Here is a 13253-nt window from a genome sequence, read left to right on the forward strand (position 1 = left end):
TCCAAGACCTGATGACGAGGACCGACCATGGTTTCATCCACCCCCGCGGCACACTATCCGCGCCTGTCCATCGCCCTGCACTGGCTGATGCTGATCCTGCTGGCCGCCGTCTATGCCTGCATCGAACTGCGCGGCCTGTTCCCCAAGGACAGCGCCGAACGCGACCTGATGAAGAGCCTGCATTTCATGCTCGGCCTGAGCGTGTTCCTGCTGGTGTGGCTGCGCCTGGCCATGCGCCTGGCCCGCCCCACCCCGCCGATCGTGCCCAAGCCGCCGGCCTGGCAGACGGGCCTGGCGCACCTGGTGCACGTGCTGCTGTACCTACTGATGATCGGCATGCCCTTGGCCGGCTGGCTGATCCTCAGTGCCGCCGACAAGCCGATCCCCTTCTACGGCCTCGAACTGCCGGCACTGATCGCCCCCGATACGGACCAGGCCAAGTTCATCAAGGGCTGGCACGAGCGCGTCGGCCGCTGGGGCTACTGGCTGATCGGCCTGCACGCGCTGGCTGGGCTCTATCACCACTACGTGCGCCGCGACAACACGCTGCTGCGCATGCTGCCCTACAAGTAGCCGCGCCGGCCCTGCAGGCCGCCAGTGTGGACGAAGACCAGGCGTGTGCCGGGCGCGAAGGCCCCCGCCTCGACCTGGCCGCGCAGGGCCATGAGCGCCTTGCCGGTGTACAGCGCCTCCAGAGGGATGCCGCTGTGGCGCTCGGTCTCGGCGATGAACGCCAGCAGCGACTCGTCCATGCGACCGAAGCCGCCGCGGCTGGCGTCGTGCAGCACGTAGCCCTCGCGCCCGACCAGTGCTTCTACGGCCTGCTCCACGCCATGGCGCGGTGGCACCGCCAAGGCGCCATGCACCGTGCGCACTCCGGCTTCGGCCAGCACCAACCCGGCCAGGGTAGTCCCGGTGCCCGCCGCCAGCCACCAGGCGTCGTAATCCTCCCAGCCCAGCCCCCCCAGTTGCGCCCGCGCCTGCTCGACGATCAGCGCACAGCCCTGGGCACCCGCCAGGCCGCCACCGCCTTCGGCGATGCAGTGCCAGCCGGGGTAGCGCGCCTGCCAGGGCAGCCAGAAGTCCGCCGCATGGCGTACCCGGTAGCCGGCGTAGCCGAGCCAGTGCAACTGCATGCCCATGGCACGCAGGTCGCGCACCGTGGGCGTGTCCTGCGGTTCCCCACGCAACAGGCCGGCGGTGGCGAAGCCGAAACGCTTGCCTGCTGCGGCGAGGGCATGGAGGTGATTGGAGTGGTTGCCGCCCAGGCTGATCAACCCGGGGGCGCCGACGCGGGCGGCGTCGATGAGGTGGTGGCGCAGTTTGAACCATTTGTTGCCGCTGAGCAGCGGATCGATCAGGTCCAGGCGCAGGATCGCCGCCTGGACCCTGGCGTCTTCCAGCCAGGGCAGGTTCAAGGGCGTCAACGGGGCATGAGGGAGGGCGTGCATCGGGCGAGTCTAGGCAGGTGTCCGTACCGACGCAATCGCGGCAAGCCCGCTCCCACAGGTTCACCACAGCCCAGAGAACGGTGGGGTATCTGTGGGAGCCGGCTTGCCCCGCGATAGGGCCTTAAATCCCCTTACAACTCAGCCGCCAACCGCGACCCCTGGTTGATCGCTCGCTTGGCATCCAGCTCGGCCGCCACATCCGCCCCACCGATCAGGTGCACCGACTGCCCCGCCGCCACCAGCCCTTCATGCAGCTCACGCAGCGGGTCCTGCCCCGCGCAGATCACCACGTTGTCCACCGCCAGCACCTGCGGCTCGCCTTCGGCGACGCGGATATGCAGGCCGTCATCGTCCACCCCCAGGTACTCGACGCTGTTGAGCATCTGCACCTGCTTGTTCTTCAACCCGGTGCGGTGAATCCACCCAGTGGTCTTGCCCAGCCCATCGCCGACCTTGGTTTTCTTGCGCTGCAGCAAGTACACCTGGCGCGCCGGCGCATGCGGTTCGGCACTGACCCCGGCGATGCCGCCACGGGCTTCGAGCTGGGTGTCAATGCCCCACTCCTTCCAGAACGCCTCGCGGTCCTGGCTGGTGGCGACACCCTGGTGCACCAGGTACTCGGACACATCGAAGCCGATGCCGCCCGCACCGATCACCGCCACGCGCTGGCCCACCGGCTTGCGCTCGAGCAGCACGTCCAGGTAATTGAGCACCTTGGCGTTATCGATCCCGGGAATGGCCGGCGTGCGCGGGCTGATGCCGGTGGCCAGGATGACGTCGTCGAAGCCGCCGGCGACCAGGTCGTCCACCCCCACGCGGGTATTCAGGCGCAGCTCGACGCCGGTGCTGTTCACCTTGTTGCGGAAGTAGCGCAGGGTTTCGTAGAACTCTTCCTTGCCCGGTACGCGCTTGGCGACGTTGAACTGCCCGCCGATCTCACCCGCGGCGTCGAACAGCGTCACCTGGTGCCCGCGCTCGGCGGCCACGGTGGCGGCAGCCAGGCCCGCCGGGCCGGCACCGACCACGGCGATGCGCTTGGCGGTCTGCACCGGCAGGTAGTTGAGCTCGGTTTCATGGCAGGCGCGCGGGTTGACCAGGCAACTGGTCAGCTTGCCGCCGAAGGTGTGGTCCAGGCAGGCCTGGTTGCAGCCAATGCAGGTGTTGATCTCGTCGGCACGGCCCTCGGCGGCCTTGTTGACGAAGTCCGGGTCGGCCAGGAACGGCCGGGCCATCGAGACCATGTCGGCATCACCCTCGGCCAGCACCGCCTCGGCCACTTCCGGGGTGTTGATGCGGTTGGTGGTGATCAGCGGGATCTTCACCTCGCCACGCAGCTTGGCGGTGACCTTGCTGAACGCCGCGCGCGGCACCTTGGTGGCGATGGTCGGGATACGCGCCTCGTGCCAGCCGATGCCAGTGTTGATCAGCGTGGCGCCGGCCTGCTCGATGGCCTTGGCCAGCAGCACGATCTCGTCCCAGGTGCTGCCGCCCTCGACCAGGTCGAGCATCGACAGGCGGAAGATGATGATGAACTCACGGCCCACCGCCTCGCGCACCCGCCGCACGATCTCCACCGCCAGGCGCATGCGGTTCTCGTAGCTGCCCCCCCAGCGGTCGCTGCGGTGGTTGGTGTGGGCGGCAAGGAACTGGTTGATGAAGTAACCTTCCGAACCCATGATCTCGACACCGTCGTAGCCGGCGCGCTGGGCCAGCACCGAGCAGGTGACGAAGTCGGCGATCTGCTTCTCGATGCCCGCCTCGTCCAGCTCCTTGGGCTTGAACGGGTTGATCGGCGCCTGGATGGCGCTTGGTGCGACTTGGCGCGGGCTGTAGGCGTAGCGCCCGGCGTGGAGGATCTGCAGGCAGATCTTGCCGCCGGCGGCATGCACCGCCTCGGTGACGATACGATGCCTGTCGGCTTCTTCCTCGGTGCAGAGCTTGGCTGCGCCGGAGTACACGCCACCTTCGTCGTTCGGCGCGATGCCGCCGGTGACCATCAGGCCGACGCCGCCACGGGCGCGCTCGGCGAAGTACGCGGCCATGCGCTCGAAACCGCCTGGGCGCTCTTCCAGGCCAGTGTGCATCGAGCCCATCAAGGTACGGTTGCGCAGGGTGGTGAAACCCAGGTCGAGCGGGGCCAGGAGGTGCGGGTAATGGTCGGCAGCCATGGATGATGAACTCCACATGAGGCGTGATCACGGAATGCGGGTTGCCTCGGCCAGTGCGGCGGGGCCCGTCGATTGTCTGAGGCCGACATTAAAACAGGCGTTTGAACACGCTCAATGATCGAAACTGACAACTTATTGATCCTGCTGCACAGCAGGACTACCCTAGCCGTTCCGTTCCCTTCGAGGCGCTGTACCGCCGCATGCGAAAACTCCTGGCAAGCGCCCTGGCGCTGGTGATGGTCGCCGCCCTCTGTGGCTATGGTTTCTGGACCCAGCAGCGCCCGGAGGGCCACTACCTGTCCGACCTGCGCATCGAGCTGGCGCTCAACCATGGCCAGCCGGGCGAGCACGGCAACCTGCTGGGCATCGAGCCGCTGCTCTACCCCAGCGACTACCAGAGCCTGCAACGCTTGCACCGCAAACTGTCGGCCTACCTGGAACAGGCCCGTGGCCAAGGGCTCATCAACGCGCGCACGGTCGTGGTGCTGCCCGAACACATCGGCACCTGGCTTTGGGCCCGCGGCGAAAAGAAAGAGCTCTACCAGGTCGCCCAGTACCGCGAAGCCTGGCAGTGGCTGGAGCTGAGCAACCCGCTGCGCTACGGCCTGGCGATGCTTGCGGCCACTGGCGACGACCGCCGCTCGGACGCGCACCTGCGCATGAAGGCGCGGCAGATGGCGATGGACTACCAGCAGTTGTTCGGCGGCCTGGCCCGTGAGTTCGGCGTGACCCTGGTGGCCGGCTCCATCGTGCTGCCCGCCCCTTACGTGGAGCAGGGCCAGCTGCGGGTCGGGCGCGGCCCGCTGTTCAACAGCAGCGTGGTGTTTGCCGGCGACGGCTCGGTGCTCGGCCAGCCCCAGCGCCAGCAGTACCCGGACAGCGAAATGCGTCGCTACATCCAACCCGGCGAACAGCCCTTGCAGGTGCTGCAAACGCCGGCCGGGCGCCTGGGCGTGCTGGTCGGCAGCGACAGCTGGTACCCGCAGAACTACCAGCAACTGGCCAGCCAGTCGGCCCAGTTGATCGCCAACCCGGTGTTCCTCAGCGGCAAGGACAGCTGGCACAGCCCCTGGCGCGGCAACCGCCACCAGCAGGCGGCGGCTGGGCTGCCGCTGGGCAAGGGCGACGTCAGTGAGCAGGACGCCTGGCGCCAGCTGACCCTGAGCGCCAACCCCAGCGCACCGAGCATGAGCGTGTTCCTGCGCGGCCAGTTCTGGGAACAAGGCAGCGACGGCCAGGGCTTCGCCAACCAGGCTGGCGAGCAGTTGGCAGGCAGCCCCAGCCCGGGTGCGCGCCTGCTGAACCTGTGGCTGTAGCGGCATGACCCGGCCACGCGTTCGCCTGGGCGACCTGTCGGTGGGTTTCGTCCAGCCCCTGGGCGAGGCCCTGCGCCAACTCGGCCATGACCCTGCGCCCCTGTTGCAACGCTACGGCCTGGATGCCCCGCGTCTGGGCGAGGCCGGTGCGCGCCTGTCGATCCCCCGCTACATGCACCTGGGCCATGCCGCCATCGAGCTGTGCGGTGACCCGGCCCTGGGCCTGCGCATGGGCCACCTGAGCCGCCTGGCCCAGGCCGGCCTGGCCGGGGTCACCGCCGCCCAGGCGCCGACCCTGGGCGAGGCAGCGCGCACGCTGCTGCGGTTCGAGCCGCTGTATGCCGCCAACTACCGTGGCCAGTCGCAAGTGCTCGAAGACCACCAGGGTGCCTGGCTGCGCTTCTATTCGATCAGCCCGTACAACGCCTACAACCGCTTCGTGGTCGATTCCGTGCTGGCCGGCTGGTTGGCGCAACTGTCGAGCCTGGCCGGTGTGCCGGTGCAGGCCGAGCGCATGGACATCGAGTTCGACACCCCGGCCTACGCCAACCAATACCAGGCGCTCTGCGCCACCCCGGTGCACTTCGGCGCCCTGCATAACCAACTGCGCCTGAGCCGGGCCAGCCTCGACCTGGCCAACCCCCAGCACTGCCCGAGCACCTGGCAGCACCTGGTGCAGTTGTGCGAGGCGGAGCTGACCCAGCGCACCCGCATACGCAGCCTGGGCGAACGCATCACCCATCTGCTGGGCCCACTGCTCAATGGCGGGCGCGAACCGGACCTGGAAGAAGTCGCGCGGCACCTGCAACTGCCGACCTGGACCTTGCGCCGCAAGCTGGCCGACGAAGGCACGCGCTTTCGCAACCTGCTCAACGACACGCGCCGCGACCTGGCCGAGACCTATATCCGCGACACGGAACTGGCCTTCGGCGAGATCGCCTATCTGTTGGGGTTCGCTTCGGCCGAGGCCTTCCAGCGCGCATTCAAGCGCTGGACGGGCCTGACGCCGGGGGAGTTTCGCCGCCATCAGCGGCAGGTGGGCTAGGGCTTGGCCTAAAGCTCGGTGGCGTCGTCCGCCGGCTCGGGAAGGTCCAGTTCATATGCCTGGAATTCGAGAAGTTCTTCCTGGTAGTCGTCCATCGGCCTGCGTCCTCTTCACTCATAGATATTCGCTTTTCGTGCCGTCAACTTAAGCTGGCCGCATGAAGGAATCGTGACATCCCCATGAGTGGTAAACGTAGCAGGCGTTCAGGAAGTTATCCGAGGGGGCCGCGACAATGAGCCACGCCGCCGCGGAATCGAGCGCCGCCTGCGCGGCGCAAGCCCGCGCCTACAGGGACGGCGCCGGGGCCACCTCGGTAACCGGCGCCTCCTGCTGCACCTGAATCGGGGCCGCTTCGACAGGCGGTGCAATGGGCTGCGACCCCTGGGCGTCATTCACCACCGGCGCTGGCTGCACTTCGCTGGCGGGGGGCACGGCGGCAGGCTGCGCGTCACTGGCGGCCACAGGCGCCACGACTGGGGCGATGGGCGCCAGCGCCGCTGGCGGCTGCTCCGGCAAGCCGAGGTCAGGCGCAGGCTTCTCCGGCTTGGGCGCCTCCACCTGAGGCTCGGCCTTGTGGGCCTGCTTCGGCTTGGGTTTGGGCAGGTAGCTTTCGACCAAGGCGAAATAGCGGTCGTAGAACTGCGGCGCAGTGACCGTCTCGCTGGCCACCTTGACCAGCGAGTCGTCGCTCGAACCGATCGGCATCGACACCGACCCCAGCACGCCTACACCCAGGCTCGCCGAGGTGTTGGACTTCTTCAGCGCGTAACGATCCTGCAGGGCGTTGGCGAACATGGTCGAGCGCTGATCATCGCTACTGTCCGGGGCACAGGTCACGTTGAAGCTGATCTGCAGGTGGTTCTCGGCGTTCTGCTGGAAGCTCTTGTTGCCGGCGACCTGGTTGGCGTCGCTACTGGTGATGATGTAGCCCTGGCTGAGCAGCGCGCGCCGGGCCGCCTCGCAGGACCCGGCCTCACTGACCGGGAAGCTGCGCGAGAAGGTGCCCGAGTCGTCGAAGTTCTCGTGCTCGTACACTGCGGCTTTTTTCGAGGAGCAGCCGGAAACGCCGGCCAGCACAAGGGCCAACCCGAGCGCACCGACGACGGTTGATCTAGACATTGCCAATTCCGGGGAAGAACGAATGGCGCCTATTGTGCATCACATCGCAGGGTCGCTGAAACCGCTGATCGGTGAAGAGTCTGTCAGCGGTATGTAAATCTTCCGTAGCGGGGACGGTCGACTTCATCGCCAATAACCGCCTTTCACCTACAACCGAACCGTCATGCGCCTGCAACACAAGCCTGCCTAAGATCCTGCCCCGACCCGCTGCGAAATACCGGGTCGCAACGAATGAACGTCGCTCTGTTGATTTCTGTCATCGGCCGTCGTGGCACCCGCCCGGGCCGATTTTTCAAGGATTGGAATCTACGCGCGTAGATAGGCGTAGCACCCAGAGATCGAGCGGGCGCCCCCTGCCTCGACAGCCTGTCGGGGCCATCCTCGAACCAGGAGTTATTCAATGCCCACTGCTGAAAGCGCCGCGCGCTACACACCTGCCCCCGCGCAGGCCGCCGCGGACGAGAGCCTGACCACCGCGCAAGGACGCCGAGAGCTGTACCGTGCGACCCTCGCCTGCTGGCTGGGCACCACCATGGAATACGCCGACTTCGCCCTCTACGGCCTGGCTGCGGCGTTGATCTTCGGGGATGTGTTCTTCCCCAACGTCAGCCCCGCGATGGCCCTGCTGTCGACCTTCGCCACTTGGTCGGTGGGCTTCGTCGCGCGGCCGATCGGGGCGCTGTTCTTTGGCTGGCTGGGCGACCGCAAGGGTCGGCGGGTGGTGATGATCGCCACGGTGCTGCTGATGGGCGCCTCCACCACCCTGATCGGGCTGATCCCCAGTTACGCCAGCATCGGCCTGTGGGCGCCGGCGTGCCTGGTGCTGCTGCGCTTCACCCAGGGCTTCGGCGCTGGCGCGGAGCTGGCCGCGGGCACGGTCATGCTCGGCGAGTTCGCCCCGGCACGGCGCCGTGGCCTGGTGGCTTCGGTCATCGCCCTGGGCTCGAACAGCGGCACCCTGCTGGCGTCGATGGTCTGGCTGGCGGTGGTGCAGATGGACCAACAGCAGTTGCAGGAATGGGGCTGGCGCATTCCGTTCCTGTGCAGCTCGCTGATCGCCCTGGTAGCCCTGTGGCTGCGCCGCAACCTGCGCGAAACGCCGGTCTTCGAGCGCAGGAAAGCCGAGCTGCAAGCCCAACGCGACAGCGTCATCGCCGCCGCCCAACTCGAGCGGCCGGCCAGTGGCTGGAAAGGTTGCCGGGCGTTCCTGACCATGATGGGGCTGCGCATCGGCGAGAACGGCCCGTCCTACTTGGCCCAGGGCTTTATCGTCGGCTACGTGGTGAAGGTGCTTAGCGTCGAGAAGGCCGTCGCCACCCAGGCGGTGCTGCTCGCCTCGGTGCTGGGTTTCCTGATCATCCCCCTGGCCGGCTGGCTCTCCGACCGCTATGGCCGACGCCTGGTATACCGCGCATTCTGCCTGCTGCTGATGCTCTACGCCGTGCCGGCCTTCCTGCTGCTGGACTCGCGCGACCCGCTGATCATCACTGCCACCATCGTGCTGGGCATGGGCCTGGCGTCCCTGGGCATCTTCGGCGTGCAAGCGGCCTGGGGCGTGGAGATGTTCGGCGTGAAGAACCGCTACACCAAGCTGGCGATGGCCAAGGAACTGGGCTCGATCCTCTCCGGCGGCACCGCGCCACTGGTCGCCGCAGCGCTGCTGTCGTGGGCAGGCCACTGGTGGCCGATCGCCGTGTACTTCATGGCCATGGCAGGCATTGGCTTCCTCACCACGCTGATCGCCCCGGAAACCCGCGGCCGCGACCTCAACGTCGTGGAAGACGCCATCTAACCTTCGCCGCAATTCCCCCGTAACGCCTCACAGAAGGCGAGAACTCGCTTGGCTGCGTTTCGACGGCCCGGCGAAGCCATGCCCGTAGAACGGCAAGAAACTGAAGGAGCATTCGATGAACAAACCCGCATTCGCCCTGGCACTGGCCACCAGCGCCCTGGCACAACAGGCACTGGCCGCCGGCTTTCTCGACGACGGCAAGGCCAGCCTCAGCGCGCGCACCTACTACCTGCGCAGCGACAACCCTAACGCCCCGGGCGTCGACCAAGACGAACTGGCACAAGGCTTCAAGCTCGATTACCAATCGGGCTTCACCCAGGGCACCCTCGGCCTCGGTCTGGATGTCCAGGCGCTGCAGGGGCTCAACCTGTCCGGTGGCATCCAGCATGCCAACCCCGGCACCAGCAACTCGTTCGTCCCCGTGAGCACCGATGGCACCCCGGTCGACAGCTGGAGCCGCCTGGCCGGCAATGCCAAGTTGCGGCTCTCGAAAACCGAACTGCACGCCGGCGGGGCGCTGTTACCCAACCTGCCGATCCTGGTGGCCAACGATGGCCGCCTGCTGCCGCAGACCTTCGAGGGCGTGACCCTGACCTCGCGGGAAATCGACGACCTCACCCTCAACGCCGGGCAACTGAGCCGCTCCACCGGGCGCGCCTCGTCCAATGCCACCGGGCTCGCCGTCGCCGGAGGCAGCCGCGCGAGCAATGAATTCACCTACGCCGGCGGCGACTGGAAGGTCACCCCCAACACCACCTTGCAGTACTACCATGCCGACCTGAGCGACTATTACCGCCAGGACTTCCTCGGCCTGCTGAACGTCACGCCGCTGGGGGAAGGCCGCAAGTTCAAGACCGACCTGCGCGGGTTCAACAGCACCGGCCAAGGCAAGAACGGCAGCGCCGGCTACCTGTTCAACAACAACGGCGGCTATGCCAGCAGCCCGGGTGAAGTCGACAACCGCACCTGGAGCGCCGCATTCACCTACTACTGGGGTGGCAGCGCCTTCATGCTCGGGCGCCAGCAGGTGTCCGACTCCGGCGGCGCGGCATTCCTCAACCAGGGCAGCGTCAAGGGCGGCGCCGGCAACAACGAAGGCAACGGTGGCGCCAGCGTCTACCTGATCACCGACGTGATGGCCAACTCGTTCATCCGCGCCGGGGAAAACACCAACTTCGCCCAGTACAGCTACGACTTCGCCGCCCTGGGCGTGCCCGGGCTCACCGCGTCGGCGCTGTACCTGCACGCCGACAACATCCGCTCGGCCGACGGCGAGTCGCGTTACTCGGAGTGGGAGCGCGACATGCGCATCGACTACGTGGTGCAAAGCGGCTGGCTCAAGGGCCTCGGCGCCTCCCTGCGCCAGGGCAGCTACCGCAGCGGCATCCCCAACGTGGCGGCGGTGGACCAGGCGCGGCTGATCTTCAACTACACCTACGCGCTGTTCTGAGGCCAGCGGCGGATCATCAAACTGAAACAAAACCGCAGCGATAATGACCCACGGCAAGAGTAGGCACAGGTGACCGGGCACCCCGGCACGCAGCCCCTCTTCTTTTTTGCGGCAAGAGTCTACGCGGGTAGATTCTTGCCACGCTGCCCGGCAATCGCCGTTTTCCCCAACGCAAAGGCAGGTCGACTTGACGAAACACTCCCCTCCCCGCGTGACCCGCGACGATGTGGCGCGCCTGGCCGGCACGTCGGTCGCGGTGGTCAGCTACGTGATCAACAACGGTCCCAAGCCCGTCGCCAAGGCCACCCGCCAGCGCGTGCTGGAGGCCATCGCCAGCACCGGCTACCGCCCCAATGGCGTGGCCCAGGCCCTGGCCTCAGGCAAGACCCGGACCTACGGCCTGATCGTGCCGAACATCGCCAACACCTTCATCGCCTCGTTCGCCCATGCCTTGCAGCAGGAGGCGCTGGACAACGGGCTGGTGATCCTGCTCGGCGACTCCGGTGACTGCCGCAAGCGCGAACTGGACCTGATCAACACGCTGCTCAGCCAGCGGGTCGACGGGCTGTTCTACACCAGCGTCGACCGTCACCCGCACATCGACCTGATCCGCGCCAGCGGCACGCCATTCGTGATGCTCGACCGAGTCGACCCGAACCTTTCGGTGAACATGCTGCGGGTCGACGAACGCGCCGCGGCGCGACAGGTCACCGCCCACCTGCTCAGCCACGGTTACCGCGAGGCCGGTATCCTCTGCGGGCCGCTGGAGATGCTCAACGCGCAGGACCGCTTGACCGGTTGGCGCGATGCCCTCATGGAACAGGGCATCAGCGAACGCGCCGAATGGATCTGCCCGGCGAGCTACACACGCCAGGGCGGCTACGACGCCACCTTGCGCCTACTGGCCAGCGGCCGCCCGCCACGCGCACTGTTCTGCTCCAACGAAGCCCAGGCCATCGGCTGCTTGCGCGCGCTTTCGGAACAGGGCTTCAAGGTGCCCGAGGACGTCGCCCTGGTGTGCTTCAACGGCACCGAGGAAGCCGCGTTCCAAGTGCCCTCATTGACCACCGTGCGCCAGCCGGTCAAGGCCATGGCCAAGGCCGCCATCGCCATGCTGCTGGCCTGGGACGGCCACGTCAGGCTGCAGGAGTTTTCCCACCAGCTGGTGCTTGGCGAGTCCTGCGGATGCCCGCGCGGTGCGCCTGAGAAGGTGCAATGAAACGCTTGATCATCGATTGCGACCCCGGCAACGGGATCGCCGGGGCCAACGTCGACGACGGCCTGGCCCTCGCGCTGGCGCTCGCGGCGCCGCAGCTCTCCTTGGAACTGGTGACCACCGTCGCTGGCAATACCCCCAGCGCCGCGGGCTACAACGTGGCCAGCGCGCTGATGGCAAGGGTCGGCCGCACGGTGCCGGTTGTGCAAGGTAGCACCCACCCGCTGTGGGAAAACGACGCCCCCTGGCGCGAGGTGCTGGACACCACCGTGCACAAGCGCCAACTGGCCCACCTGTGGCACGGTGTGCGTCCACCGCCTGACATCACCGCCCCTGCCCAGGAGGCGGCCGACGCCATCGGCCAGTTGATCTGCGCCCACCCCGGCGAAATCACCCTGGTCGCCATCGGCCCCCTGACCAACGTGGCATTGGCCTTGGAACGCTACCCGCAGATGGCCTCGGCGGTCAGGGAAATCGTGATCATGGGTGGGGTATTCGCCCTGGACGACTACATCAAGGACACCAACTTCGGCTTCGACCCGGAGGCCGCGCAGCGCGTACTCAGCAGCGGCGCCAAGCTGACCCTGGCGCCCCTGGATGTCACCACCCAGACACTGATGACCCACGAAGACCTCGACCGTATCGGGCACCTGGGCACCCCGCTGGCGCGCTTCGTCTGCGAGACCTTCAGGCCCTGGATCGACTATTCGATCGCCACCCGCGGCCTGGCCGGCTGCTGGATACACGATGCCTTGGTCATCGCCTGGCTGCTCGACCCAGGGGTCGCCACCTCGGTGCCGTACTACACGGAAGTGGAACTGCGCCCGGGTCGCACCCGCGGCAAGAGCTGGCGCTACCGCTTGCCGCTGCGCCTGGAGGTGGGCATCGCGCCGCCCAGCGGCGGCCTGGTGAACGTGTTGCGACGGGTGGACAACCGCGCGCTGCTGGCGCTGATCGAGCAGTACCTGGCCCTGCCGTGAGGGCAAACGCCAGAAACGAAAAAAGCGACCCGAAGGTCGCTTTTTTCGTGCTTCGAAGTGTTCAAGGGCTTCGAAGCGAAGATGGCGCAGCGGACGGGACTCGAACCCGCGACCCCCGGCGTGACAGGCCGGTATTCTAACCGACTGAACTACCGCTGCGTATCGCACAGGCCATGGCCTGCTTGAAACTGGGATCTGTTTGCCAACGATGACGCTGGCTACAGGCGCAAAAAAAGCGACTCGATGATCGCCTCTGATGCTGCTTCGAAGTGTTCAAGGGCTTCGAAGCGAAGATGGCGCAGCGGACGGGACTCGAACCCGCGACCCCCGGCGTGACAGGCCGGTATTCTAACCGACTGAACTACCGCTGCGTATCGTACAGGCCGTGGCCTGCTTGAAACTGGGATCTGGCATGAAGACCTTGGCCTTCGCACCTCAGACCGGTGAAAACACCCATCTGGAAGAAAAGTGGCGCAGCGGACGGGACTCGAACCCGCGACCCCCGGCGTGACAGGCCGGTATTCTAACCGACTGAACTACCGCTGCGCATAGTGCGTTCCTCTCATGTAGGCAAGCTCTTGCGAGCCGTCTACCAGGAACAATCTCAGGAAGTGGTGGGTGATGACGGGATCGAACCGCCGACCCTCTGCTTGTAAGGCAGATGCTCTCCCGGCTGAGCTAATCACCCGCTTAGTTGCGTTTGCTTCGCTGAGGCC

10 protein-coding genes and 4 tRNA genes are annotated in these 13253 nt (G+C 66.8%); 7 read left to right on the forward strand and 7 right to left on the reverse strand.

Annotated features, from left to right (window positions below; translation table 11 throughout):
- Positions 1–27: 27 nt before the first annotated feature.
- Positions 28–573 (forward strand): cytochrome b, encoded by a 546-nt coding sequence (locus tag P0Y43_RS17585; RefSeq protein ID WP_275638544.1) that lies wholly within the window; start codon positions 28–30, stop codon positions 571–573.
- On the opposite strand, the gene P0Y43_RS17590 is transcribed toward P0Y43_RS17585, so the two are convergent.
- Together P0Y43_RS17590 and P0Y43_RS17595 are read right to left on the reverse strand one after the other, a co-directional pair.
- Positions 564–1451, reverse strand: a complete 888-nt coding sequence (locus P0Y43_RS17590; protein ID WP_275638545.1) for a 1-aminocyclopropane-1-carboxylate deaminase/D-cysteine desulfhydrase — start codon at positions 1449–1451, stop codon at positions 564–566. The two genes, P0Y43_RS17585 and P0Y43_RS17590, sit on opposite strands and share 10 nt — an antisense overlap.
- Positions 1452–1582: 131 nt before the next feature.
- Positions 1583–3619, reverse strand: a complete 2037-nt coding sequence (locus tag P0Y43_RS17595; protein ID WP_275638546.1) for an NADPH-dependent 2,4-dienoyl-CoA reductase — start codon at positions 3617–3619, stop codon at positions 1583–1585.
- 200 nt (positions 3620–3819) lie between these two features.
- Here P0Y43_RS17595 and P0Y43_RS17600 point away from each other — a divergent pair, with 200 nt between their 5' ends.
- Together P0Y43_RS17600 and P0Y43_RS17605 are read left to right on the forward strand one after the other, a co-directional pair.
- On the forward strand, positions 3820–4935 hold the full coding sequence (locus tag P0Y43_RS17600; RefSeq protein ID WP_275638547.1) for a carbon-nitrogen hydrolase family protein: 1116 nt from the start codon (positions 3820–3822) through the stop codon (positions 4933–4935).
- A gap of 4 nt (positions 4936–4939) precedes the next feature.
- Entirely contained in the window at positions 4940–5980 is a 1041-nt protein-coding gene (locus P0Y43_RS17605) for an AraC family transcriptional regulator (RefSeq protein WP_275638548.1), read from the forward strand.
- Positions 5981–6265: 285 nt separating this feature from the next.
- On the opposite strand, the gene P0Y43_RS17610 is transcribed toward P0Y43_RS17605, so the two are convergent.
- Positions 6266–7099, reverse strand: a complete 834-nt coding sequence (locus P0Y43_RS17610) for a DUF2242 domain-containing protein (protein ID WP_275638549.1) — start codon at positions 7097–7099, stop codon at positions 6266–6268.
- Between the two features lie 400 nt (positions 7100–7499).
- On the opposite strand from P0Y43_RS17610, the gene P0Y43_RS17615 reads away from it, so the two are divergent.
- From P0Y43_RS17615 to P0Y43_RS17630, 4 genes are all read left to right on the forward strand, one after another.
- Positions 7500–8891, forward strand: coding sequence for an MFS transporter (locus tag P0Y43_RS17615; RefSeq protein ID WP_275638550.1), 1392 nt, complete (start codon positions 7500–7502; stop codon positions 8889–8891).
- A 115-nt stretch (positions 8892–9006) separates the two neighbouring features.
- Complete coding sequence (locus P0Y43_RS17620; protein ID WP_275638551.1) at positions 9007–10341, forward strand: OprD family outer membrane porin; 1335 nt, start codon at positions 9007–9009, stop codon at positions 10339–10341.
- A gap of 187 nt (positions 10342–10528) precedes the next feature.
- Positions 10529–11560, forward strand: coding sequence for a LacI family DNA-binding transcriptional regulator (locus tag P0Y43_RS17625; RefSeq protein ID WP_275638552.1), 1032 nt, complete (start codon positions 10529–10531; stop codon positions 11558–11560).
- A complete protein-coding gene (locus tag P0Y43_RS17630) occupies positions 11557–12537 on the forward strand; it encodes a nucleoside hydrolase (RefSeq protein ID WP_275638553.1) in 981 nt (326 codons plus the stop codon). Before P0Y43_RS17625 ends, P0Y43_RS17630 begins: the two co-directional genes overlap by 4 nt.
- Positions 12538–12619: 82 nt before the next feature.
- On the opposite strand, the gene P0Y43_RS17635 is transcribed toward P0Y43_RS17630, so the two are convergent.
- The 4 genes from P0Y43_RS17635 to P0Y43_RS17650 form a co-directional block, all read right to left on the reverse strand.
- A tRNA-Asp gene (locus P0Y43_RS17635) sits at positions 12620–12696 on the reverse strand.
- Positions 12697–12831: 135 nt separating this feature from the next.
- Positions 12832–12908: transfer RNA gene (locus P0Y43_RS17640), tRNA-Asp, on the reverse strand.
- Between the two features lie 98 nt (positions 12909–13006).
- Positions 13007–13083, reverse strand: a tRNA-Asp gene (locus P0Y43_RS17645).
- A gap of 66 nt (positions 13084–13149) precedes the next feature.
- Positions 13150–13225: transfer RNA gene (locus P0Y43_RS17650), tRNA-Val, on the reverse strand.
- Positions 13226–13253 lie beyond the last annotated feature (28 nt).

Source organism: Pseudomonas entomophila, assembly GCF_029193575.1.
GTDB classification, from domain to species: Bacteria; Pseudomonadota; Gammaproteobacteria; order Pseudomonadales; family Pseudomonadaceae; genus Aquipseudomonas; species Aquipseudomonas entomophila_G.

Bases quoted from the DNA above. Each gene is read 5' to 3' on its own strand.
- P0Y43_RS17615 (WP_275638550.1), top strand. From the start codon at position 7,500: ATGCCCACTGCTGAAAGCGCCGCGCGCTACACACCTGCCCCCGCGCAG.
- P0Y43_RS17595 (WP_275638546.1), bottom strand. From the start codon at position 3,619: ATGGCTGCCGACCATTACCCGCACCTCCTGGCCCCGCTCGACCTGGGT.
- P0Y43_RS17605 (WP_275638548.1), top strand. From the start codon at position 4,940: ATGACCCGGCCACGCGTTCGCCTGGGCGACCTGTCGGTGGGTTTCGTC.
- P0Y43_RS17620 (WP_275638551.1), top strand. From the start codon at position 9,007: ATGAACAAACCCGCATTCGCCCTGGCACTGGCCACCAGCGCCCTGGCA.
- P0Y43_RS17590 (WP_275638545.1), bottom strand. From the start codon at position 1,451: ATGCACGCCCTCCCTCATGCCCCGTTGACGCCCTTGAACCTGCCCTGG.
- P0Y43_RS17630 (WP_275638553.1), top strand. From the start codon at position 11,557: ATGAAACGCTTGATCATCGATTGCGACCCCGGCAACGGGATCGCCGGG.
- P0Y43_RS17610 (WP_275638549.1), bottom strand. From the start codon at position 7,099: ATGTCTAGATCAACCGTCGTCGGTGCGCTCGGGTTGGCCCTTGTGCTG.
- P0Y43_RS17600 (WP_275638547.1), top strand. From the start codon at position 3,820: ATGCGAAAACTCCTGGCAAGCGCCCTGGCGCTGGTGATGGTCGCCGCC.
- P0Y43_RS17585 (WP_275638544.1), top strand. From the start codon at position 28: ATGGTTTCATCCACCCCCGCGGCACACTATCCGCGCCTGTCCATCGCC.